A 21,599-nucleotide genomic window follows, 5' to 3' on the forward strand; every position below is an offset into this window, starting at 1 on the left:
GCCTCCCGTAAATGTGGATAGATCAGTAGAAACCGTTTTATGTTACTCAGGAATTAAGAAGAGACCTGTTCCAGCAAATGTTTCGCAACGTCCCTTGCACTGTCGGCGGCGCTGCAATCGCCCATCACATAGGACATGGTGATAGCGCCCTCTATAAGAATCAGCAACTGCCTGGCCAGAACGGCGGGTTGCTCAATGTTTAATTGCTCAGTGAGTTCGAGCGTGTAGTCGAGCAATTTTTGTTTATGCAGTTTTGCTATCTGGCGAACAGGGTCAGTATGATCACCCACTTCTCCGGCGGTATTGATAAATGCACAGCCACGAAAACCGTCCGACTCAAACCAGCCCCTGAGCACAGTGAACATCGCCAAAATACGCTCCTGAGGAGTATCACCTTTATCAGATTCCGTTCTGAACCATTGCATCCAGCGTTCATCACGTTCTTTCAACGCGGCTGCTGCCACGTCATCCTTGGTTGCGAAATAGCGGTAAATACTTTTTCTTGCTACGCCTGAGGTCTTGACCAGGAGGTCCATACCTGTGGCATGAATTCCGTTCCGATAGATCAATTGCTCGGCGGTAGTCAGAATTTTTTCTCGGGTATCTGTTGGCTTCTTGTTCATGAAATGATGGTAGAACGATCGTTCTACCTGGTCAATAACTTTCTCCATCCCATTTCCCCCCAACCTAACGATGTGGAAGATGTGATGGCCGCGGCGTGGGTGGGCGGGCAGTTTTATGGCACCTGATCCTTCCTCTACGGGGCGGCAGCTAGGCTGCCGTCCTGTCATCCTTTGTTACCCTTGCCGTTTAGGCTTTTTCCTCTTTGTGCCGATAACCCCCCCGCATGGCAGCGGAGGTAACATCACCGTTCTGCCGCATCACCTGTGACGGATTACGTAAATCAATAAACTATCGTCAGCACTTAAGTAGGCAACAATGAGTCAATCTTCTTTCTGGAACACGGCCGCCCGGCTGAAAAGAAGCGGCAGTAAGCCGCGCGCGGGTGTTTTTGATTCCAGCCAACCCCCGGTGAGTATGAATGCTCTGGGGTTGAGCCGTAACAGCGCCGGCCTGCTGTTAAGTTTTGTTCCCCCTTTTGCGGAATTCAGCCGTGTCAGCCAGGCGTGGCAAAGCCTGAACGGTACGCGCCGCAGCGTGGTAACCCTCTCTTCCAACGGCGCGCTGTGCAGTGGGCGCGGGCAGAGCACCTATTGTGATGGTGCAGGCCAGCAGGGGAGCTGGCTGTGGCTGCCGGAAAGCCTGATCGCCCGGCATGAAGTGCATGAAGTCGATCTACATGTGCAGGATACACAAACTGCTCAGCAGCGCGTCAGCGCCATCCAGCACGAGCTGGAGCGGGTGGTGGTGAAGATGCCACTGTCGGCCGATCGTACCTTTGCGCTGATTTTCTGTGATGGCTTATCCGCTTCTGAAGGTTTCCTGATGCAGGCCTGGTATGCCTCCGGGCGCTTCCCGTGCCTGGCGATTGGCGGCTCTGCGGGCGGCACACTCGATTTCGACGGCACCTGGATTGGCAACGGCGGGCGGATATTGCAGGGCAAGGCGGTGATCGTCTTCTGCCAGATGGCGGAAGGAAAGTCGTTTGCGCCCTTTAAAAGCCAGAACTTTGAGCCCACCCGGCAGAGCTGGCTGGTGGCCGAAGCCGATCCCGTGGCACGCACCGTCTCGTCGCTGTTTGATGCCCAGGGGCGGCAGCACAATGTGATTGAAGCCCTGTGCGCACGCTTGCAGTGTGCTCCCGCTGATTTACAGGCGCGTCTTCAGGGACTGACGTTTGCCGTAAAAGTGGAGGAGGAGTTCTTCATTCGCTCCATCGCCAAAATCTTGCCGGATCGCATCCAGTTCTTCTGCGATCTGGAGTTTGGTGACCGTCTGCATCTGTTAAAAGAGACCGATTTTGCCAGCGCCACGCGCACCGACTGGGAGGCGTTCACCGCGCAACACGGCCAGCCCGCGGCGATGCTGCTGAACGACTGCGTTCTGCGCCGCGTGGGGAATCAGGGCCGCCTGTCGCAGTCGCACTTCTTTAGCGGGATCCCATCTGCCGGGTTCTCCAGTTTCGGTGAAATCCTCGGCGTGCCTATTAACCAGACGCTGTCGGCGCTGGCATTCTTCAACCGACCGTCCGATGCCATGCGTAACTTCCCGGTGCAGTATGCCGCGTATGCCAGCCATTATGCCCAGCGTGCGCTGCGTCGCTGGGAAGCGCTGAATATGCTGCAAACGCGCATTGTGAACCAGGTGGTGGAGTATCAGCAAAAGCTGGACCCGTTGATGAAATCGCTGCCGCTGCTGGAAAATGCCACCCGCAGTCAGAGCGATGCGCTGAAGGCGGCGGAAAGTAATATCCGCTCCATCAGTGATGCCGCGCTGCACAGCCAGCAGGCCCAGCACCAGCTCAGCGCCGGGCTGGATGAGCTGGAGACGATCTCCTCCGGCATTACCACCATTAACAGCGGCATCAGCAATATTGCCTTCCAGACCAATATTCTGGCACTTAATGCAGCAGTAGAAGCTGCACGCGCCGGGGAAGCAGGGCGCGGTTTTGCCGTGGTGGCAAGCGAGGTTCGCCGTCTGGCACAGTCATCGAAAGATCAGGCTGATGCCACCTCACACAGTATCAATGATGCCGTCAGCACCATTCTTCATATCAGAAAGGTCGCGGTGGATACGGTAGAAAGTGCCAGGCAGATGGCGCAGGAGAGTATTGATGCAGCTAATGCCATTGCGGAGATGAGCAGCCAGACCGCCAATGAGCGGAAGAGCATCAGCGATAATCTGGATAAGCTGAGCGAGATGACTTCCGGTATTGATGCCATGCAGGAAGCCGTGGCTCAGTTGAAGGTGTTGCAGAAACTGGTGGTAACCAAAGAGTGACAATGTCACGCTTGTAATTTCATAAAGCCCCGAAAGGGGCTTTTTTTATACCCTGAAGGTAATAAAAAGACCCGATTTTCACTGTATCCGATTGACTCTGTCTATATGCACGGCACTATATTGATAAGATTAATTTATCAATACAGGCAATGTGCCAGGGAGGAGTATTTCTGGTGAAAGCGATGATCGATGAGTATGAACTCAATCAGGCGATTCAGTATGTGGCTACAGCCCCGAACCGTTCGGAAGCGTATGACCGTTATGAAGAGCATCAAGGCTTACTGAAAGAGTGGCGTATTCTCTATGCCGATGAAAGTGACAGCGGGCCATATCCGTTACGAAGACATCATTTTTCAAAGAAAGGGTTTGTCTCCACGCTTTTCCGTGGAAACACGCTTTGGATTTTGGATAGCGATGTGGTCACTAATCAGGGCGTCCAGGCTTTTTATATCGGCTATGGAACCTATGTTGATTCGAACGTTGCCAGCTATATCAGTGCGCTGGCCTACAAACCTGATCCTAGTGAAAATCTTTTAACTTTTTGCCAGGAGCTGACGCAGTCGATCCCTGCCGAAGAGCTGGCGAGAGTAAACCCTTATCTTTATCTGTGGGAATCACAAAGCCATCGCTCTTCAGAATCCCTTAATGGCATGCGCCAGACAATGGCGGCACTGAACTATCTGGAGAAATTCCCGGGGCCGTTGGATGCGGAATGGGGCAGGCGTTACAGAGCAGAATATCAGCAAGAATCAGAAGCGAAGGCCGATCTTTTTTTGGCTGATTTTTTTCAGAACATTGAGCAGGGCCTGGAGAAAGAGCTGAGCGCAATGGTCGATATTCTCGAACTGATCCTGTTGAGAACAAAGGTCATCGAGATGAGTTCAAATCGCTCTTCGCAAAACAAAATTTTAGAACTTGTGCAGTTTATGGATGAAGACGTGTCGACGCTGATGTTCAGGGAGCTGATGATATGCTGCGATATTCTGTCAAAAGAAAATAGCACCCAAATGGCCAGAAAACTGCACTCGCTTCAGAGTAAAAAAAGTCCCCTTGAGTTGGTGCGTAACTGCGCACAGGATCTCTATTTTCTAAGAGCAATGGACATGCTGACAAACTCGACGCGGGACCAATATGGTGCAGATTTTTATATGGCTAATTTAATAACTTACGATGAAGATGTGAAAGATATCATTTGCCATACCGAATTACGGGCTATCGCTATTCATCGTCATTCATCGGCAGCATTCCCCATTTATGAGCAATCAATCCCGGAGCTGCTTGAACAACGTCTCGGTGAGAAATGCTTTACCGTTCTTGCGGGCATTTTCTCTCCAGAGGGTTTTGCCCGACGGGCTAAAAATCGTAGTCGTCATCATATCGGGCAACTGCTGATAAACGAGCGAAGCACATTAATGGCACTTATCGCAGAGAAGAAAAGTGCCACAGTACGGCGCAAGGCAGCCGTGAACTGACTGTTACTGGCACCAGAAAGACGGTTGTTCTGAAACGACAAAAAGCCCCGAAAGGGGCTTTTTTATGGGCTTAATTCAGTGGTGCGTGACTTATTTAGTCAGTTCGGCGGTCATATGCACGCCGTTGTTGAAGTTGGCTTCGATGATTTTGTAGCTGCTGCCTGTCTGCTGTGCCTGAGCGGCAATCTGCGCTTCAGCGGCTGACAGGGTAGAGCCAGTGGCGGTCACGCTCTGTGCAAAGCTACCGAAAGAGATCAGTGAAAGAGCGGCAACTGCTACGAAAGTTTTGATGGATTTCATGGTTAATTCCTCAGAGTATTGTATGTAAGTTGAGACGTTCTGTCTCGATGTGATAAATACTACGCCTGCTAATAATAAACTAAAATCGGAATTTATTGTCGATAACTGTCAAATAATTTGAATAAAAAAATGTACTAAGCCTGTAACAATTAACGCCATGTCGCGCCGGATTTCTCTGGCATAATCAGGTCGATACCCGGGCTTCACCGGGATAACAATAAAACGAATAAAGCTGTCTGCCAGTCCTGCGCTGGCTGGAGCACTTGCAGGTAGGGATAGTTAATGACGTCGAAGCACCTCCAACAGGACAGCAATGAATCGTTGCTGCGCCATCCTTCGTTCGTGCGCTTCTGGCTGGCACGAACCTTCTCCTCATTCGGTTTCCAGATGTTCTCGGTGGCGGTGAGCTGGCAAATCTATGCCATCACTAACAGTGCAATGGCGCTGGGGATGATCGGTCTGATGCAGTTTCTGCCCTCGGTGCTGCTGGCATTACCGGCCGGGCATCTGGCGGATCAGTACGACCGTCGACGGATTGTGCTGTTCGGGCAGGTGCTGGAGTGGGGCGCGCTGCTGGCGCTGATCCTGCTGACGTTCTATCAGTGGTCGGATAAAAACGCGCTGTGGGGGCTGGTGTTCCTGATCTCTGTGGCAAAAGCCATTGAAGGCCCGGCGATGCAGTCAATGCTGCCTTCGCTGGTGCCGCCTGCGATGCTGGCACGCGCCACGGCGGCGGCGGCCGTTAGCGGGCAAAGTGCGGTGATTATTGGTCCTACGCTGGGCGGGCTGCTGTATGTTGCCGGGCCGGATGTGGTATACAGCGTGGCCGCTGCGTTCTATCTGCTGTCGATTGTGATGATTGCTTACATCCGCTTTATTCGTGCGCCGCAGCCGCGCCTGCCCGCCAATATCAAGACGCTGTTTGCCGGGGTGAAGTTTATCCGTGAGCGGCGCGATGTGCTGGGGGTGATTTCCCTCGATCTTTTTGCCGTGCTGCTGGGTGGTGCGACCGCGCTGCTGCCGATTTTCGCCAAAGATATTCTGCATACCGGCCCCTGGGGACTGGGAATGCTGCGCGGTGCGCCGTCAGTGGGTGCGCTGCTGGTCGGTATCTGGCTCAGCCGTAACAAGCTGGAGAAAAACGTCGGCATGATCATGTTTGGTTCGGTGGCTGGATTTGGCGTCGCCACGCTGATTTTTGCACTCTCCAGCCAGCTATGGCTCTCGCTGCTGGCACTGGCCGCGCTGGGTGGGTTTGATATGGTCAGCATGGTGATCCGTGGGGCGCTGGTGCAGCTGGATACCCCTGATGATATGCGTGGCCGCGTCAATGCGGTGAACAGTATCTTTATTAACACCTCAAACCAGCTTGGCGAGTTTGAGTCCGGGATGCTGGCCGCGCTGATGGGCGCTGTTCCGGCTGCGGTGCTGGGCGGTGTTGGTACGCTGGTAGTAGTCGGTCTGTGGATGACGCTGTTCCCGCATTTGAGGCGCAGGCAGAAGCTGGAGAGCGACAGTAGTACGAGCTGATCCTTAATAAGGGTGGTGGGGATTCAGGATCAGCATAGTGTTTGTTCTACACTGGAATTTATGCCGACTTCTGTTATCTCCACCTCTTCGACAGTTATGGCACCAACTTGATGTGAACACATAAGGATAATGGGTAAGGCATATATCATTCTCACCATTTTGCCGTGCTCACTTCAGTTGTATTTTTTCTTCCAATGTCCGGGTGGCGATATATTTCCGTCATTGGGACTTTTAATGTGCTGGTTAATTTTAGATAACTGTTGATAACACTCTCCTTGTGAATTCTTTTTTGAAAAAAATAAAACATATGCATTTTAGACGATGGAATTGTCAGTTTCTTGCGTGAAGTTGGATCATTTTATTGGCGAATAGTTCCGCTACAAGTCTGAGGCCAGGTTGAGCACGCCGGATCGGCAAAAGACGCATCCCTGCGGGCCTCGGCACGCGCCGTCCTGGCGCGTGACGTCCGGCTTACCTCAATCTGGCCTCATCCCTGCAACAAAGGTGTTTGCTGTGGGTTTTAAAACCACCACATCTTGGCAAGCTCGTTTAGGATTCGATGTTTTTCTCGCTCGAACCAGCTTTAGCCATCTTTGATGCTTACTCCTTTTTGGCTGATTTTAAACCGTTTTTACCTCATCAAGATATATAAGCACCCGGAAACAGTGAAAATTACGATGAGTAATTGACACAGCGCATGGACTTCTCATAACGTGATTTCCAGCCCAATACCAATAAAGAGAATACGGAACATGACCACGCGTTACGCTGACAGAATGGAGGGCGTGAAGCCTTCGGCAATCAGGCAACTGCTCCAGTTCGGTGCAGATCCGTCGATTATTTCATTCGGCGGCGGTTACCCGGATTCCAGCCTGTTCCCGGCAAAGGCATTGCAGGATATTTTTGCTGAACTGCTGTCAGGGCCTGGCGAAGTATCTCTGCAATACACCCATTCCACCGGGATGCCCAGGCTGCGTCAGCAGATCGCGCAGCGTATGGCAGCAGACGGCATCGTTTGTGAAGAAGACAATGTTCTGATCCTGCAGGGAAGCCAGCAGGGGCTGGATCTGGCGGCCAGACTGCTGATCAACCCTGGCGACCTGGTGGCTACCGAAGCACCCACCTTCCTCGGGGCGCTGATCGCCTTTAATACCTGCCAGCCAGATTATCTGGCCATCCCGATGGATGAGCAGGGGCTGATGACCGAGGTGCTGGAAGAAAAACTCAAGGCCGGGCAGCGGATTAAGCTGCTGTATACCGTGCCGGACTTCCATAACCCAACCGGGATCACCCTGTCACTGGCACGCCGTCAGCATCTGATCCAGCTGGCGAATCAGTATGACTTTATTATCCTCGAAGATTCGCCGTACCGCGAAGTGCGTTACCAGGGCGACAAAGTCGCCACGCTGAAAAGCATGGATACGGAAGGGCGGGTGATCTACTTCGGTAGCTTCTCGAAGATCCTCGCACCGGGTCTGCGCCTGGGCTGGTCGGTGGCTTCTGCTGAGATCACTGAAAAGCTGGGGCTGCTGAAGCTGGCCGCCGATACGCAGTGCAGCACGCTGAATATGGCGGCGGTGTCGATGTATCTGGAAAGACACAATATTGATGACCATATCCAGACCATCAAAGCGCAGTATTTGCGTAAAAAGGAAACCATGCTCTCGGTGGTCAGAAGCGAATTCCCGCAGGGGATCAGCTGGACCGATCCTGACGGTGGCCTGTTTACCTGGATGGAGTTCCCGGACGGGTTTGATACGGCGAAATTTATGCTGGAACACGCGGTGCCGGAAGCGAAAGTGGTCTGGGTGCCGGGCGCAACGTTCTTCCCGACCGTGCAGCGCGACAATTTTGCCCGCTTCAGCTATTCGACCCACAGTGACGAGAAGATCATCAAAGGTATGACGGCGCTGGCCGATCTGCTGAAGAAACACCTCTAATCTGCTGTTGAATGCGGAGCTAAACAGGGTTTGGCTCCGCTTTATCTGTGATCTGCTTCATAAATCCCGTCTAATTTAGCGGTCTGCAACCGGTGCCACTTGCTCTGTTATCAGAATACTCGTTAGCATAAGTAATCGATTACAAAATGGTTAATAGATAAAGTAATCGATTACATACAAAAAAGAGACTGACATTCCGATTACTGACCACTAAGGAACCGTTATGAAGCTGGTAAAAGCAGTGACTTCTACGTTATTCATTGGCGCACTGACGCTGGGCGCGATTCATCCTGTGCTGGCCGATGACGCCGCAGCCAAAAAGCATCTCGCGCTGCAAATGTACACGTTGAGAAACGTGGGTACGCTGGAGCAGCAATTTGCTGTGGCGCAGACATCAGGGTTCAGCGCGGTGGAGCTGGTGGGGACGCAGGGCGTCAGCGCCGATGAGATGAAAACGCTGCTGGAGAAATATCAGCTTAAGGTCACATCTGACCATGTTCAGCTCGCCGATTTGCGCAGCAACGCCGCTGAAATCATCGCGTTTAATAAAGCGGTGGGCAATAAGGTGCTGGTGGTGCCGTACCTGCAAATCCCGGATCGCCCGGACTCTGCCGCAGGCTGGAAAAAGCTGGCGCACGAGCTGGATGCGCTCGGCAGTCAGGTGAGAAAGCAGGGCATGGTGCTGGCTTACCATAACCATGACTTCGAAATGAAAAAGTATGGTGGTAAGACCGCGCTGGAAATTCTGTTTGATAACAGCACACCAGCAAACCTGCAAATTGAACTCGATGTGGCATGGGTATCACGCGGCGGTCAGGATCCGGTGCGTCTGCTGAAGAAATATCAGGGGCGTATTTACGCCATTCATGCCAAGGATAATGCCGGTATCGGCATTCGTAACGACGAGATGAATTTTGCCCCGGCGGGGGAAGGTCTGCTGGCGTGGAACGAGGTACTGCCCGCAGCGGTGAAAGCCGATACGCGCTGGTTTATTGTAGAGCATGATTTGCCGAAGGATCCGCAGTCGATTATCCGTCAGGCGAATCAGTATCTGGTGGGGGCGTTGTCTCCGTTGGAGATGTAGTTTTATCATTTGTATCTACCGTCTTAAGATCAACGTCAACGTCTTAAGGTCAAGTTCCAGGTCAAGGGCGTTTCGCTTTCCCGCTGCGCGGGCTGAGCGACCCAGGGTGGTCAATCGCCACCCCCCTGGGGACCCGGGCTTGCGGCAGGCGCATCGCCCGCTTACAGCGGGTTCCCTCAGTCAATCGACTTTCCGGCCGGAGCGGGTGTGACGTGACATCCCTGTCCCGGCACCCCCTCTCGCCAACGTCCTGTTGGCTCATCCTGGAAATCCGCTCTCCTTCGGCGAGGCTTAATTGCCGACTCAACGTCAAAACCCAGGTCAAAATCTAAAAATTAAAAAAGACAAAAAACTAAATAAGACCAAAAAGGGTTTTTGTATTTGGTCTGTTGTCTTTTTTTTGATTGTGACCTGGCCGTTGATGTTTGAGCGGCAATTAAGCAACGCTTGCGAAGGCACCCGCTACGCGGGCGATGCGCCTGCCGCAAGCCCGGATCCCTAAGGGCGGGGCGACTGCCGCCCTTAGGTCGCTTCGCCCACGAAGTGGGAAAGCGAAACGCCGTTGACCTTGACCTTAAGACGTTGACCTGGCCTTTCGGGCTGACCGAAACAGAAGGCCAGCCCCTGCAACGGCAGACAGGCAGACAGGCAGACAGGCAGACAGGCAGACGCATTCCCGCTTACGATCCCCGCGCCACATACCGCCACTGTAACGTGGTCTTCTGCGCCGGGCTTAGCGGCTCATTAATCTTCTTCAGCAGCAAACTCACCGCCTCGCGGCCAATGTCCTGTGAGGGCAGCTCAATCGTCGACAACGGCGGCGAGGTCATATGCCCCAGCTCCGTGCCATCAAATCCCATTACCGCCACATCCTGCGGCACCCGCAGACCGGCTTCATCCAGCGCACGGATAGCCCCGGCGGCCAGCGTATCGGAGACGGCGAACACCGCATCAGGACGCGGTGACTGTTGCAGCAGGCGAGTCATGGCCTCTTTCCCTGCCTGATAGCTTAACTCACTGGCGTATTCCACGGCGGGAGGCGCGAGATGCTGTTCTTCCAGCACCGCGCGGTAGCCCTGTTCACGCTGTTTAGCGTATTTATACGTAAGATCGTGATTAATCATCGCCAGATGCTGACGCTCGCGGCGGATAAACTCTCCGGCGACAAAGCGGGATGCCTGATGATCATCAATGCCCACGCTCGATACCGCGGATGCCTCGTCGTACTCCGCACACTGCACCCACGGTGAATCACCAATCAGGGTGGTCAGCTCAGGCAGGGCGGAAAGGGCATCCATCGTGATCACGCCGTCAACCATCTTGCCGGAAAGCAGTCTCAGGCTGGACTGGGAGCGGGCGATATCGGAGCCGGAGTTGCACAACAAAATGCGGTAACCGTTGCGCTCCGCTTCGGCTTCAATGCCCTTTACCACGTCGGCACAGAACGGGTTGGCAATATTCGACACCATCACCAGCAGCATATTACTGCGTGCAGTACGCAGTTGTCTGGCGAGCAGATTCGGCTGATAGTTACTCTCTTTGATCGCGTTGAGCACGCGCTCCCGATTCTGCGGTTTCACCGAGCCGAGGTTGTTCATCACGCGTGATACCGTGGCGACAGACACCCCGGCGAGGCGGGCAATTTTTTGGATCGACATCCTGATAAGCCTTCCTGCTGACCATGTTGACCATGTTGACTATTGAAAAAACAGGGTAACACACTTCGGGAAACGGCTGAATTCAACGGATGAACGGCCACGGGAAACCGTGACCGGGAGAGCGTCAGTCCTGAACGGTGATCCAGCGCTGCTGTTGATGGCTTTGAACCATCGCGTCAATAATGAACATGATATTCGCGCCATCGTGGAAGGTGGCAAAGTTGCCGACATCGGTGCCCGGCTGCTTGCCCGCCTGAATGTAACGGTAGAAGTTAAGCATCATGTTTTTAAAGGCATCTGGCCAGCCTTCGATATGCCCACCGGGGAAATGCGCCGTCGCGGCGACATCCGGGTTCAGCAAAGAGGGGTCGTCCGACAGACGCTGATTCGGCCCGTCGCGCTGGCCAAGCCATAACGTTTGCGGGGCTTCCTGATCCCAGCCCAGGGAGAGTTTGCTGGCGTTGATCTCAAACGCCAGGCGATTTTTACGTCCGGCGCTGACCTGCGATACCGTCATGCTGCCTTTGCTGCCGTCGTCGAAACGCAGCAGGACAGAAGCAAAATCTTCGGTTTCCACCGCCACCTCCTGATAGTCTTCCGCTGCCTTGCCCGAGGTGAAGGTGCTGCCGTCGCTAAGGCTGGCTTTCCGGCTTGGATGAACGATGGCGAAATCCGCCATAACGGCGCTGATTTTACGCCCGGTGACAAATTGCAGGGTATCGCACCAGTGCGAACCAATATCCGCCACGGTGCGCGACACGCCCCCTTTATCCGGCAGAATACGCCAGTTAAAGTCCGTGTCATGCAGCATCCAGTCCTGTAAATAGCTGCCGTGAACCGCAAAAATACGCCCAGCCTGCTGATGACGGATCATACTGGCCGCCTGCTGCACCATCGCGAACTGTCGATAGACAAAACTCACCGCATGCACCACGCCCGCCTGTTCTGCCAGCGTCACCAGTTCGCGTGCTTCGGCGGCCGTCATACAGAGTGGCTTCTCGGAGAAGACGTGTTTTCCCGCCAGCAGAATCTGCCGGTTGATTGCCGCATGCAGATGGTTTGGCGTGCAGTTGTGCACCACCGACAGCCCCGGATGCTGGAGCAGTTCGGCCACATCGCCATAGGCAAAAGGCACGTTGTACTGCTGTGCTTTCTCCTGCGCTACCACCAGTGAACTGTCGCACAGTGCGACCACCTCAACGAAACCAAGGCGACGGATCGCCTCAATATGCGCCGGGCCAATGAAGCCCGACCCGACAATGCCCACTTTAATCATGTGAGTTGACTCCTGTGATGCCCAGCATCGAACGAATGGCGGTATCGGACTCGCCGGTAGCGGCGAAATCATCAAACGCGCGGTCGGCGACCGGAATAATATTCTGAGTAATAAACTGGGCCCCTTCGCGGGCGCCCGTGGCGGCGTCTTTCAGGCAGCACTCCCACTCCAGCACCGCCCAGCCGTCATAGCCGTACTGCGCCAGTTTGCTGAAAATGGCCTTGAAATCGATCTGCCCGTCGCCAGGTGAACGGAAGCGCCCGGCGCGCTCAATCCATGTCTGGTAGCCGCCATAAACGCCGCTGCGCCCTGATGGGGTAAACTCCGCATCCTTGACGTGAAAAGCTTTAATTCTGCTGTGATAAATATCGATAAAGGCCAGATAATCCATCTGTTGCAGCAGCATATGGCTGGGATCAAACAGGATATTGCAGCGCGGATGGTGGTCCACTGCGGCGAGGAAACGCTCAAAACTGATGCCATCGTGCAGATCTTCTGACGGATGCAGCTCGTAGCAGACGTCCACTCCGTGATGGTCGAAAACGTCGAGGATCGGCTTCCAGCGCACGGCCAGCTCGCTGAACGCGGTATGAATCAGTGCGGCTTTACGCGGTGGCCACGGATAGAAATAGGGCCAGGCCAGCGCCCCGGAAAAGGTGGCGTGCGCCGTCAGCCCCAGGCGGGCAGACGCCTGCGCCGCCTGCATCAGTACCCCAGTGGCCCACTGCTGGCGGGCGCGGGGATCATGACGTACCGCCTCCGGGGCAAAATCGTTAAACGCTTCGTCATAGGCGGGGTGCACGGCAATCAGCTGACCTTCCAGATGGGTGGACAGCTCGCTGATCGTCAGCCCGTATGCCGCCAGGCGTTCACGAATATCATCGCAATAGCTCTGGCTGTTCGCCGCTTTTTCCACATCGAAAATGTGCGGGTGATTACAGGGGATCTGCAACGCCTTGAAACCTAAATCCGCCGCCCACTGTGCGAGGTTATCCAGCGTATTAAAGGGCGCATCCTGGCCGATGAACTGTGACAGGAACAAACCCGGGCCTTTTAATGTCTTCATTGCATTCTCCTGAAGGGTAAAAATTAACGCTGTTCTTTGTAGCGGAACGAGAACAGGAAGATCACGGCGATCACCAGCGCGGCAACGGCCGGGATTAACCAGAACGTCGTCCAGTCACTCAGTGCATGCGGGCTCCCCGCCGTGAACAGATGGTTGTACAGCGCGCCGGAGATTTGCGAACCCAGCAGCATGCCGATGCCGTAGGTGAACATCACAATCAGGCTCTGCGCCTGGCCTTTCACCTGGGTGCCGGCCACGCGGTCGGTGTAGATAAAACCGATAACAAAGAAGAAGTCGTAGCAGACCCCGTGCAGCAGGATCCCGGCGTACAACAGCCAGCGCGCTTCATCGCTCACGCCATAAGCAAACAGCATGTAGCGCACGAACCACGCCACCATGCCGATCAGCAGCATGTATTTCACCCCCAGCCGGCGGAACAGCAGCGGGATAATCAGCATAAAGACGATTTCCGACATCTGACCGAAGGACATCGCGCTGCTGACATCCTGGATACCGACATCGGCAAGGAAGGTGGCGGTAAAGGCGTAATAGGTGCCCAGCGGGATAGAGATCAGCGTGGCGCAGAGAGCGAAAATCAGGAAGTGACTCTGCTTCAGCAGGCTGAAGGCATCCGCACAGAACAGGTCCCGTACCCGGAACGGCAGGCCTTTGGCCGGAGCAGGGGTGTGCGGCAGCGTCAGGCTGTAGGCAGCCAGCAGCACCGAACAGGCGGCAGCCAGCTGGAAGATCATCACGCTAGCGGAAATCCCACTGACGCCAATGCAGATCCCGGCAACAATCCAGCCGATGGTGCCGAACACACGCACCACAGGGAAACTTTTCTCACTGTTGCTCAGACTGTGAAACGCAATATTGTTGGTGAGTGCCAGCGTCGGCATGTAGCACAGCGTATAAGCGAACAGCAGCACAATCAGCAGCGAACCGTTTTGTGCTTCCAGCGCGCCGGGCACAAACCACAGGATCACAGCACCCGCCAGATGCAGCAGCGCCATCACTTTCTGCGAGGGGAAGAAACGGTCAACGATCATCCCCAGGACAAACGGCGAGAGGATCGAGGCAATCGGCCCGGCGGAGAAGGCATCGCCAATGATCGTCCCAAGGTTATGTTGGGTCATCACCAGGCCCAGCGTCACCGACCAGGTACCCCAGATAAAGAACTGTAAAAACATCATTAATGCCAGGCGTGGCACCAGTAAAACCTGTTTACTGCCCGCAACGCCTGCATGCTCAACGGAAGAAACCATCGTCAGACCCCTTCATAAAGTAATCGATTACAATTAATCTCACGCACAATGTAATCGATTACTTTTATACTTTCCTGTGGCATTGCTGCGAAGTGCGAGGCGAGTCACAATCAATCAGCTAAGATTGAGGCTGGTTCATGATCTGGAGATCGCAATGAGTAAGGTATTTATTATTGGTGCGGCAGGCAATGTGGGCCGCCGTCTGGTCAGCCAGCTCGCACAGCGCGGGCATCAGCCGGTGGCACTTCACCGCCATCCCGAACAGGGTGAAGAACTGCAAAAGCTCGGTGCCCAAAGCGCGCCGGGGGACCTGACACGTCTGACCGTGGCCGGGCTCAGCGAGTTACTGCGCGGCTGCGACAGCGTGATATTTACCGCCGGTGCGGGGGGGAAAGGAGGGAAGGAAACCACGCAGGCCATTGATGGTAAAGGACTGGAGCTGGCCGTGGCGGCGGCGCAGCAGGCGGGCGTTTCACGTTTTCTGCTGGTGTCCGCTTTTCCTGAAGCCGGGCGCGCTAAGACAATTTCAGAGACCTTTGAATATTACATGGCAGTGAAGAAACAGGCCGATGTCCATCTGGCCGCCAGCGACCTTGACTGGGTGATCCTGCGCCCTGGCACGCTGACTGACGAGGCCGGAACGGGCCGCGTGAATGCCGGGCTGGCGATCCCTTACGGGAATATATCGCGCGATAACGTCGCCGCCGCGCTGGTGGCGCTGGTTGAACAGCCGCAGGTGTCGCACAAGCTTATCGAACTGACCGACGGCGATACGCCGGTGGATCCGGCTATCGGACGTCTGGCCGGGGAAGCATAAAATGAAGTTATTGCTGGCAGGAGCAACGGGACTGGTAGGCGGACAGGTTTTACGCCTGGCACTGCAAGATGAACGCGTCACATCGGTAGTGGCTCCGGTACGGCGGGCGCTGCCTGCACATCCTAAACTGCTGGCCCCGGTGGTCAATTTTGACAGCCTGCCGTGGAACGAACCCTGGTGGCAGGCCGATGCAATGGTCTGCACGTTAGGTACCACCATGAAAAAGGCACAAACGCGGGAGGCATTTAAGCGGGTTGATTACCATTACCCGCTGGCGATTGCGCGTCAGGCAAAAGCGCAGGGTGTTCAGACCTGTGTACTGAACTCGGCTACCGGTGCTTCTATCGCGTCGCGCTTTTTTTACAATCGGGTCAAAGGGGAGCTGGAGCGCGATCTTGCGCAGCTCGGGTTTGATTCACTGACGCTGGTGCGCCCGGGCCTGATTGGCGGAGAGCGTGAGGAAGCGCGGACGATGGAGGCACTGATGATGAGCTTCCTGCGGGTGGCGGGGCCGCTGCTGCCAAAACGGATGCGCCTGAATCCGGCACAGAATATTGCGCGTGCGCTGCTGGACGCGGCGCTGACACCACGGAAAGGCGTGCATATTGTCCCGGCGGCGGCATTATCGGACTGAGGGCAGGGTGAGAAAAAATGGAAATGGAAATATGAATTCAGTCACGGGAAAAAACAAAATCCTCGCTTTTAAAATTCTTTTCTCACTGACTGGCTGCCTGGTTGTCGTTGTCGTCCATCAACTGGGGTATCAGTGGTATATGGAACATTATCGGCCGCGAAGCCGAGGTGTGACTTTGGGATTTGTTAAGTTTTATATGCAATATGCTGTTATGCCGTTTATTTTCGTCTCATCTTTCTTGAAAGTTACGTTTTCACTTGCCGTTATGACTTTTATTTTTATATTGATGTTTTATGCCTGGTACGAAACTAACCCTCTCCGGGTATTATTGATGTTCATTTCAGGGTTGGCTGGCTATGGTTTTATCCTGCTATGTGTTTTGTTTGAAAAGAAAAAACTATCCAGGTGGTTTCTTAAAGATAAGTAATCAGTAAAACGTTTGAAACCGGTCAGCGTCATTATCATGATATTTCCAGAGGAGAGATGGGCTGGATGGCACCCCCGGAGTTCCTTCCGTGGCGCCATCAAAAAAATCTGCCCGTCAGTCACTCATCCAGATCCCGCCGGTGATCGTCCCCCCGCAGTGTCATCAGCGCAGCGATGCTGATCACCGCAGTCGCCATCACATAAAATGCCGGGATGTCGTTGTTGCCGGTCTGCTTGATCAAGCCGCTGATAATCAACCCGGCGCAACCGGAGAAGATTGCATTGGAGAGCGAATAGGCCAGCCCCAGTCCGGTATAGCGCACCCGGGTAGGGAACATCTCAGACAACATCGCAGGCCCCGGCCCGGCCAGCAGTCCCACCAGCCCTCCGGCAAACAGCACCACCAGGCACTTCACCCACAAGCCGATATCGGGCATCTGCAATACCTTCAGCAAAGGCCAGGCGAAAATCAGTAACATCACGCTGGCAAACACCATCACGTTACGACGACCGAGGCGGTCGCTGAGTATCCCGGCGGGTAAAATCGTCAGGGCAAAGCCGATATTGGAGAGCACGGCAATCACCAGCGCCTGATTCAGCCCGGTATGCAACACTGACTGTAAATAGGTTGGCATCACCACCAGATAGGTGTAGCCCGCCGCTGACCACACCATTACCCGGCCAATACCCAGCAGGATCACCCGGAACACCAGCCCGCCGTCTGGCGCGCGGTGCTCAACGCTGGCCTTGCTGAAGGTGGGCGTTTCTTCCAGCTGCATCCGCAGCCAGAGCGCCACCAGGCCCAGCGGCAGCGCCGTCAGGAAGGGAATGCGCCAGCCCCAGCTGTGCAGCGCCTCACTGCTCAGGGTTGCCGTCAGCACCGCCACCATTGCCGCCCCGGCCAGCAGGCCAAAGGCCACGGTCAGCGACTGCCATGCACCGTATAACCCTCTTTTCCCTTTTGGCGCAAACTCGGTCATCAGTGACACTGCACCGCCGTACTCACCCCCGGCAAACAGGCCCTGAAGAATGCGCAACAGAGTAATAATCAGTGGGGCAGCCAGACCGATAGAGGCATAAACAGGCACCAGGCCTATCGCCGCTGTCGCCAGCGTCATCAGTATCAGCACCGCGATCAGCGTGGGTTTGCGGCCAATTCTGTCGCCGATGCGACCAAAAACAATCGCCCCCAGCGGCCGGAAGAAAAAGGCAATGGCGAAGGAGGCCCAGGTGAGGATGATCCCGGTCAGTTCAGATTCGCCCTGTAAGGTAAAAAAGTTACGGGCAATCACCGTGGCGAGAAAGCCATACACGGCAAACTCATACCACTCGATAAAGTTGCCGACGGCACCGGCAATCAGCGCCTTTCTGCGGACAGATTCAGACTGTGTCATGGTTCTCAGCACCTTATGATGAATAAAACAGCGTACTGCAAGGGTAGACAGGCAAACCGTTACCGACAATGCATTGTTTTAACGGGAAGTGATGACCGGGTATCAGTATCGGGATGCACACTTCTGATGCAGTCTGCCAGAAAATGATGCCCCATAAACGAACGTGAGCGTTCACGCGTTATTAATAACCTCTTGTTTTGCAGTGAAAACCCTCCTGGCATAACTCTTGCTTTATCTTTCCCAAGCAGCAGCGTTATACCGATCACTGAACACAATAGCAGGCTAGGGTTCCGGTCCACGACGTGGATGACTGGTCCGAGAGCTGGCGACCTCGGTTGGGGTTACACGGCGGGATAAAAGCCCGGGAGACAGCAACACCACTGGTGTAGCGCTGCCCCGTATTATCCGCCAACACCGAGGTTACAATGAAATTTTCCCACATCCTCAGCATTTGCCTTCTCAGCGTCACCGCGCTGGTTAGCGTTCCTTCCCAGGCCGCCCCTAAGAAAGAGTTCAATGTCTGCTGGACCATTTACGCAGGCTGGATGCCATGGGGCCAGATTGCCTCTTCCGGCATCATCGATAAGTGGGCGGCGAAATACGGCATTAAAATCCACGTCACTCAGCTCAACGACTATATCGAATCCATCAATCAGTACACCGCCGGACAGTTTGACGGCTGCACGATGACCAATATGGATGCGCTGACCATTCCCGCCGCCGGTGGCGTGGACTCCACCGCGCTGATCCTGGGCAGCTATTCCGAAGGCAACGACGGTGTGGTGCTGAAGGGGAAAGGCAAAACGCTGAACGACCTGAAAGGCATGAAGGTCTATCTGCCTGAGCTGTCGGTATCGCATTACCTGCTGGTACGCGGCCTGGAAAAAGCCGGATTGCAGGAAAAAGACGTTACGGTGGTTAACACCTCGGATGCCGATATTGTCTCTGCTTTCGCCACCAAGGGCGTGCAGGCCGCTGTCGCCTGGAACCCGCAGCTGTCGGTGATCAAAAACACCCCCAACACCAGCGAAGTGTTTGAGTCTTCACAGGTGCCCGGCGAGCTGATCGACATGATGGTGGTGAACAGCGCAGTACTGAAAGATAACCCGGCACTGGGTAAAGCACTGACGGGTGCCTGGTATGAAATGATGGCGCAGATGAAAGCGGGCGATAAAGACGCGCTGAGCGCGATGGCCGTCGCCTCCGGTACCGATCTCAGCGGCTATCAGGCCCAGCTCAAAACCACCCATCTGTTTTACACCCCGGCCGACAACCTGAAGTTTGTCACCGATGCCGAACTGGCGAAAACCATGCAGCGTGTGGCGAACTTCTCCTTTGAAAAAGGCCTGCTCGGCGATGGCGCGCAGAGTGCGGATTTCATCGGCATGAGCTTCCCCGGCAACGTGACCCTGGGCGACAACAGCAATATCAAACTGCGTTTCGACGACAGCTATCTGAAGATGGCGGCTGCCGGCACGCTGTGATCATCACTCTGAGGAGGCCAAACGATGCGGCAAATTAATCGACACCCTGAAAAGGGCCTGCACCTGATGCTGATTCTGCTGCCATTTGTGCTGGTGATCGCCGCGTACTTTATCGGTTCTGCGGTGCGGCTGGAGGCTAACCCCCACGACAAGCTGTTACCGGGACTGGGGCAGATGGCCGATGCGGTATGGCGCATGGCGTTTACCCCGGATAAACGCAGTGGCGAATACCTGTTGTGGATGGACACCGCCGTCAGTCTCGGCAGGCTGCTGATCGGGCTGGGCATCGCCTCACTGCTGGGGCTGTGCTTTGGTATCGCCTCCGGGGTTTTCCCGATGTGGCGATCGCCGCTGTCGTCGTTTATGACGGTGGTCTCGATGGTCCCGCCGCTGGCGATCCTCCCGGTGCTGTTTATCGTCTTCGGCCTCGATGAACTGTCGAAAATTATGCTGATCGTCATTGGGATTACACCCATGCTCGCGCGTGACCTTGAGCAGCGGGCGCGGGAAATTCCGGTGGAGATCCTGATTAAGGCGCAGACCCTCGGGGCCAACAGCTGGACAGTGGTGCTGCGGGTGGTCTTACCGCAGCTGTTAACCCGGCTGCTGACCTCACTGCGCCTGCTGCTGGGATCGGCCTGGCTGTTCCTGATCTCCGCAGAAGCCATCTCATCCACCGCCGGGCTGGGCTACCGCATCTTCCTGGTGCGCAGGTACATGGCAATGGACGTCATTCTGCCGTACGTCATCTGGATCACGCTGCTGGCGTGGCTGATGGACCTCGGGCTGCGCCACCTTAACCGGCTGTGCTTCCCCTGGGCACAGGGAGAAAAATCATGAGTTTTATCGATATCAACCATATCTGGCAGGAGTACGGCAACCACGTGGTGCTGGAGAACCTCAACCTGAGCATTAACGAAGGGGAGTTCTGCACCATGGTCGGGGCCTCCGGCTGCGGGAAATCGACGTTTCTGCGCCTGCTGCTGGGCCAGGAGAAACCGAGTCGAGGCACCATCCTGCTGGAAGGCCAGCCGCTGACGCCAGAGCCGGACGCCAGCCGTGGCGTCGTGTTTCAGCGCTACTCCGTGTTCCCCCATCTGAATGTGCTGGATAACGTCGCCATCGGGCTGGAACTGCCGCAGGCAGCGTTTCTCGGGCGTCTGTTTGGACGGCGTAAAAAAGCGGCACGTGAACAGGCCGCTGAGATGCTGGAGCGGGTTGGACTGGGGCATGCACTGGAGAAGTATCCGGCCCAGCTCTCCGGCGGCATGCAACAGCGGCTGGCGATCGCCCAGGCCTTTATTATGCGCCCGCGCATTCTGTTGCTGGATGAACCGTTCGGCGCGCTCGATCCCGGCATTCGCAAGGATATGCACAGTCTGCTGCTCTCGCTGTGGCAGGAAACTCAACTGACGGTGTTTATGGTCACCCACGACCTGTCAGAAGGCTTCAACCTCGGCACCCGCCTGCTGGTGTTCGACAAAGTCCGCATCGACCCCCATGAGCCCAACGCCTGGGGAGCGCGCGTGACCTACGATTTGCCGCTGAATGAAACCCGCCTGCGGCAGCGTCAGCAGCCGGGTGTGGTGATCCCGCACCCGGCACTGGCAGCACAATCATTTAACCCGGAGATTTCACATGACACATCCCTATGAAGAAACGTTACCCGGCGGCGGTCATACCTCGTTTGTGGTGAAACAGGGGCAGAGCCTGCGTTTGACGGACATCGAGGGCGGCGCCAATGTCAGCCTGATGCTGTTTAACGCCCATGAGAAAAGCGAGCGGCTGAATCTGCCGGACACGTTGAAAGGGCAACACACCGCGCGGCTGGGTGCAGGGCACTGCCTCTACTCCGATATGGGCCGCGTGCTGGCGGCCATCGTCACTGACACCTGCGGCTGGCACGACAGCTTCGGTGGCGTGCTGAACGCGGAGGAAGTGGCGGAAAAATACGGTCAGGGGCGCTATCAGGAACGGCGCAATGGCTTCCATCGCAACGGGATGGATAACCTGCTGATCGAGATGGGTAAATGGAATCTCAACCTCGAAGATCTGCACATGGTGCTCAATCTGTTCAGCAAAGTGACGGTAGATGAGCAGGGCGCATTCACTTTCCATCCGCAGCACTCCGCCCCCGGCAGCGTGGTAGAGCTGTATGCGCCGATGGATATTCTGGTGGTGCTGACCGCGCTGCCGCACCCGATGGACCCAAACCAGGAATACACGCCACGTCCGGTACAGCTTGCGCTGATGCCTGCCAGCGATCCAGCAGGGCTGACGCTGTGCAAAACCTCGCGCCCGGAAAATCTGCGCGCCTTCCAGAATATTGAGCGCTTTGTCGTATAAGGAGCC

20 protein-coding genes and 1 riboswitch are annotated in these 21,599 nt (G+C 55.3%); of the genes, 13 read left to right on the forward strand and 7 right to left on the reverse strand.

The window, feature by feature from the left end:
- Positions 1-53 precede the first annotated feature (53 nt).
- Entirely contained in the window at positions 54-623 is a 570-nt protein-coding gene (locus FY046_RS12185; RefSeq protein ID WP_167864935.1) for a TetR/AcrR family transcriptional regulator, read from the reverse strand.
- Between the two features lie 316 nt (positions 624-939).
- On the opposite strand from FY046_RS12185, the gene FY046_RS12190 reads away from it, so the two are divergent.
- Complete coding sequence (locus tag FY046_RS12190) at positions 940-2,901, forward strand: methyl-accepting chemotaxis protein (protein ID WP_167864927.1); 1,962 nt, start codon at positions 940-942, stop codon at positions 2,899-2,901.
- 173 nt (positions 2,902-3,074) lie between these two features.
- The gene (locus FY046_RS12195) at positions 3,075-4,373 is read left to right on the forward strand and encodes a hypothetical protein (protein WP_167864928.1); all 1,299 of its coding nucleotides are present in this window, start codon (positions 3,075-3,077) and stop codon (positions 4,371-4,373) included.
- Positions 4,374-4,463: 90 nt separating this feature from the next.
- Here the strand turns inward: FY046_RS12195 and FY046_RS12200 are convergent, their stop codons facing one another.
- Positions 4,464-4,673 (reverse strand): YdgH/BhsA/McbA-like domain containing protein, encoded by a 210-nt coding sequence (locus tag FY046_RS12200; RefSeq protein WP_133842043.1) that lies wholly within the window; start codon positions 4,671-4,673, stop codon positions 4,464-4,466.
- 282 nt (positions 4,674-4,955) lie between these two features.
- Between FY046_RS12200 and FY046_RS12205 the strand changes: the two genes are divergently transcribed.
- The 4 genes from FY046_RS12205 (at position 4,956) to FY046_RS12220 (ending at position 9,729) form a co-directional block, all read left to right on the forward strand.
- Positions 4,956-6,203 (forward strand): MFS transporter, encoded by a 1,248-nt coding sequence (locus FY046_RS12205; RefSeq protein WP_167864929.1) that lies wholly within the window; start codon positions 4,956-4,958, stop codon positions 6,201-6,203.
- Between the two features lie 752 nt (positions 6,204-6,955).
- Positions 6,956-8,143 (forward strand): aminotransferase-like domain-containing protein, encoded by a 1,188-nt coding sequence (locus tag FY046_RS12210; protein WP_133842045.1) that lies wholly within the window; start codon positions 6,956-6,958, stop codon positions 8,141-8,143.
- Between the two features lie 223 nt (positions 8,144-8,366).
- Entirely contained in the window at positions 8,367-9,227 is an 861-nt protein-coding gene (locus tag FY046_RS12215) for a sugar phosphate isomerase/epimerase family protein (RefSeq protein ID WP_133842046.1), read from the forward strand.
- Between the two features lie 295 nt (positions 9,228-9,522).
- Complete coding sequence (locus FY046_RS12220) at positions 9,523-9,729, forward strand: hypothetical protein (protein WP_227534504.1); 207 nt, start codon at positions 9,523-9,525, stop codon at positions 9,727-9,729.
- 178 nt (positions 9,730-9,907) lie between these two features.
- Here the strand turns inward: FY046_RS12220 and FY046_RS12225 are convergent, their stop codons facing one another.
- The 4 genes from FY046_RS12225 to FY046_RS12240 all read right to left on the reverse strand — a co-directional run bounded on the left by FY046_RS12225 (position 9,908) and on the right by FY046_RS12240 (position 14,492).
- Positions 9,908-10,885 carry a LacI family DNA-binding transcriptional regulator gene (locus FY046_RS12225; protein WP_159336650.1) on the reverse strand — a complete coding sequence of 326 codons (978 nt, stop codon included), beginning with the start codon at positions 10,883-10,885 and terminating at the stop codon, positions 9,908-9,910.
- 124 nt (positions 10,886-11,009) lie between these two features.
- A complete protein-coding gene (locus FY046_RS12230) occupies positions 11,010-12,161 on the reverse strand; it encodes a Gfo/Idh/MocA family protein (protein WP_212812709.1) in 1,152 nt (383 codons plus the stop codon).
- Positions 12,154-13,227 (reverse strand): sugar phosphate isomerase/epimerase family protein, encoded by a 1,074-nt coding sequence (locus tag FY046_RS12235; RefSeq protein ID WP_446186087.1) that lies wholly within the window; start codon positions 13,225-13,227, stop codon positions 12,154-12,156. Before FY046_RS12235 ends, FY046_RS12230 begins: the two co-directional genes overlap by 8 nt.
- Positions 13,228-13,250: 23 nt before the next feature.
- Positions 13,251-14,492 (reverse strand): MFS transporter, encoded by a 1,242-nt coding sequence (locus tag FY046_RS12240; protein ID WP_159336653.1) that lies wholly within the window; start codon positions 14,490-14,492, stop codon positions 13,251-13,253.
- 154 nt (positions 14,493-14,646) lie between these two features.
- On the opposite strand from FY046_RS12240, the gene FY046_RS12245 reads away from it, so the two are divergent.
- The 3 genes from FY046_RS12245 to FY046_RS12255 are packed head-to-tail and all read left to right on the forward strand — an operon-like array spanning position 14,647 to position 16,370.
- Complete coding sequence (locus FY046_RS12245; RefSeq protein ID WP_133842051.1) at positions 14,647-15,309, forward strand: NAD(P)H-binding protein; 663 nt, start codon at positions 14,647-14,649, stop codon at positions 15,307-15,309.
- Between the two features lies 1 nt (position 15,310).
- Entirely contained in the window at positions 15,311-15,943 is a 633-nt protein-coding gene (locus tag FY046_RS12250; protein ID WP_133842052.1) for an NAD-dependent dehydratase, read from the forward strand.
- 31 nt (positions 15,944-15,974) lie between these two features.
- Positions 15,975-16,370, forward strand: coding sequence for a hypothetical protein (locus FY046_RS12255; RefSeq protein WP_167863996.1), 396 nt, complete (start codon positions 15,975-15,977; stop codon positions 16,368-16,370).
- A gap of 118 nt (positions 16,371-16,488) precedes the next feature.
- On the opposite strand, the gene FY046_RS12260 is transcribed toward FY046_RS12255, so the two are convergent.
- Positions 16,489-17,763 (reverse strand): MFS transporter, encoded by a 1,275-nt coding sequence (locus tag FY046_RS12260; RefSeq protein ID WP_446186088.1) that lies wholly within the window; start codon positions 17,761-17,763, stop codon positions 16,489-16,491.
- A 271-nt stretch (positions 17,764-18,034) separates the two neighbouring features.
- Positions 18,035-18,133, forward strand: a riboswitch (guanidine-I (ykkC/yxkD leader).
- Positions 18,134-18,188: 55 nt separating this feature from the next.
- Between FY046_RS12260 and FY046_RS12265 the strand changes: the two genes are divergently transcribed.
- From FY046_RS12265 to FY046_RS12280, 4 genes are read left to right on the forward strand one after another with little or no spacing between them, the layout of a single operon-like run.
- Complete coding sequence (locus tag FY046_RS12265) at positions 18,189-19,247, forward strand: putative urea ABC transporter substrate-binding protein (RefSeq protein WP_167863994.1); 1,059 nt, start codon at positions 18,189-18,191, stop codon at positions 19,245-19,247.
- A gap of 24 nt (positions 19,248-19,271) precedes the next feature.
- Positions 19,272-20,087, forward strand: a complete 816-nt coding sequence (locus FY046_RS12270; RefSeq protein WP_133842056.1) for an ABC transporter permease — start codon at positions 19,272-19,274, stop codon at positions 20,085-20,087.
- Positions 20,084-20,902, forward strand: a complete 819-nt coding sequence (locus FY046_RS12275) for an ABC transporter ATP-binding protein (protein ID WP_167863993.1) — start codon at positions 20,084-20,086, stop codon at positions 20,900-20,902. Before FY046_RS12270 ends, FY046_RS12275 begins: the two co-directional genes overlap by 4 nt.
- Positions 20,886-21,593 carry an urea amidolyase associated protein UAAP1 gene (locus FY046_RS12280; RefSeq protein ID WP_167863992.1) on the forward strand — a complete coding sequence of 236 codons (708 nt, stop codon included), beginning with the start codon at positions 20,886-20,888 and terminating at the stop codon, positions 21,591-21,593. Before FY046_RS12275 ends, FY046_RS12280 begins: the two co-directional genes overlap by 17 nt.
- Positions 21,594-21,599 lie beyond the last annotated feature (6 nt).

The sequence above is a fragment of the Erwinia sp. 1181_3 genome, from assembly GCF_052824965.1.

What these genes read in the sequence shown, in the direction of transcription:
- FY046_RS12235 (WP_446186087.1), bottom strand. Translation starts at nt 13,227, where the DNA reads ATGAAGACATTAAAAGGCCCGGGTTTGTTCCTGTCACAGTTCATCGGC.
- FY046_RS12265 (WP_167863994.1), top strand. Translation starts at nt 18,189, where the DNA reads ATGAAATTTTCCCACATCCTCAGCATTTGCCTTCTCAGCGTCACCGCG.
- FY046_RS12210 (WP_133842045.1), top strand. Translation starts at nt 6,956, where the DNA reads ATGACCACGCGTTACGCTGACAGAATGGAGGGCGTGAAGCCTTCGGCA.
- FY046_RS12250 (WP_133842052.1), top strand. Translation starts at nt 15,311, where the DNA reads ATGAAGTTATTGCTGGCAGGAGCAACGGGACTGGTAGGCGGACAGGTT.
- FY046_RS12205 (WP_167864929.1), top strand. Translation starts at nt 4,956, where the DNA reads ATGACGTCGAAGCACCTCCAACAGGACAGCAATGAATCGTTGCTGCGC.
- FY046_RS12230 (WP_212812709.1), bottom strand. Translation starts at nt 12,161, where the DNA reads ATGATTAAAGTGGGCATTGTCGGGTCGGGCTTCATTGGCCCGGCGCAT.
- FY046_RS12275 (WP_167863993.1), top strand. Translation starts at nt 20,084, where the DNA reads ATGAGTTTTATCGATATCAACCATATCTGGCAGGAGTACGGCAACCAC.
- FY046_RS12240 (WP_159336653.1), bottom strand. Translation starts at nt 14,492, where the DNA reads ATGGTTTCTTCCGTTGAGCATGCAGGCGTTGCGGGCAGTAAACAGGTT.
- FY046_RS12270 (WP_133842056.1), top strand. Translation starts at nt 19,272, where the DNA reads ATGCGGCAAATTAATCGACACCCTGAAAAGGGCCTGCACCTGATGCTG.
- FY046_RS12260 (WP_446186088.1), bottom strand. Translation starts at nt 17,763, where the DNA reads ATGACACAGTCTGAATCTGTCCGCAGAAAGGCGCTGATTGCCGGTGCC.
- FY046_RS12280 (WP_167863992.1), top strand. Translation starts at nt 20,886, where the DNA reads ATGACACATCCCTATGAAGAAACGTTACCCGGCGGCGGTCATACCTCG.
- FY046_RS12185 (WP_167864935.1), bottom strand. Translation starts at nt 623, where the DNA reads ATGAACAAGAAGCCAACAGATACCCGAGAAAAAATTCTGACTACCGCC.
- FY046_RS12215 (WP_133842046.1), top strand. Translation starts at nt 8,367, where the DNA reads ATGAAGCTGGTAAAAGCAGTGACTTCTACGTTATTCATTGGCGCACTG.
- FY046_RS12200 (WP_133842043.1), bottom strand. Translation starts at nt 4,673, where the DNA reads ATGAAATCCATCAAAACTTTCGTAGCAGTTGCCGCTCTTTCACTGATC.
- FY046_RS12190 (WP_167864927.1), top strand. Translation starts at nt 940, where the DNA reads ATGAGTCAATCTTCTTTCTGGAACACGGCCGCCCGGCTGAAAAGAAGC.
- FY046_RS12225 (WP_159336650.1), bottom strand. Translation starts at nt 10,885, where the DNA reads ATGTCGATCCAAAAAATTGCCCGCCTCGCCGGGGTGTCTGTCGCCACG.
- FY046_RS12255 (WP_167863996.1), top strand. Translation starts at nt 15,975, where the DNA reads ATGAATTCAGTCACGGGAAAAAACAAAATCCTCGCTTTTAAAATTCTT.
- FY046_RS12245 (WP_133842051.1), top strand. Translation starts at nt 14,647, where the DNA reads ATGAGTAAGGTATTTATTATTGGTGCGGCAGGCAATGTGGGCCGCCGT.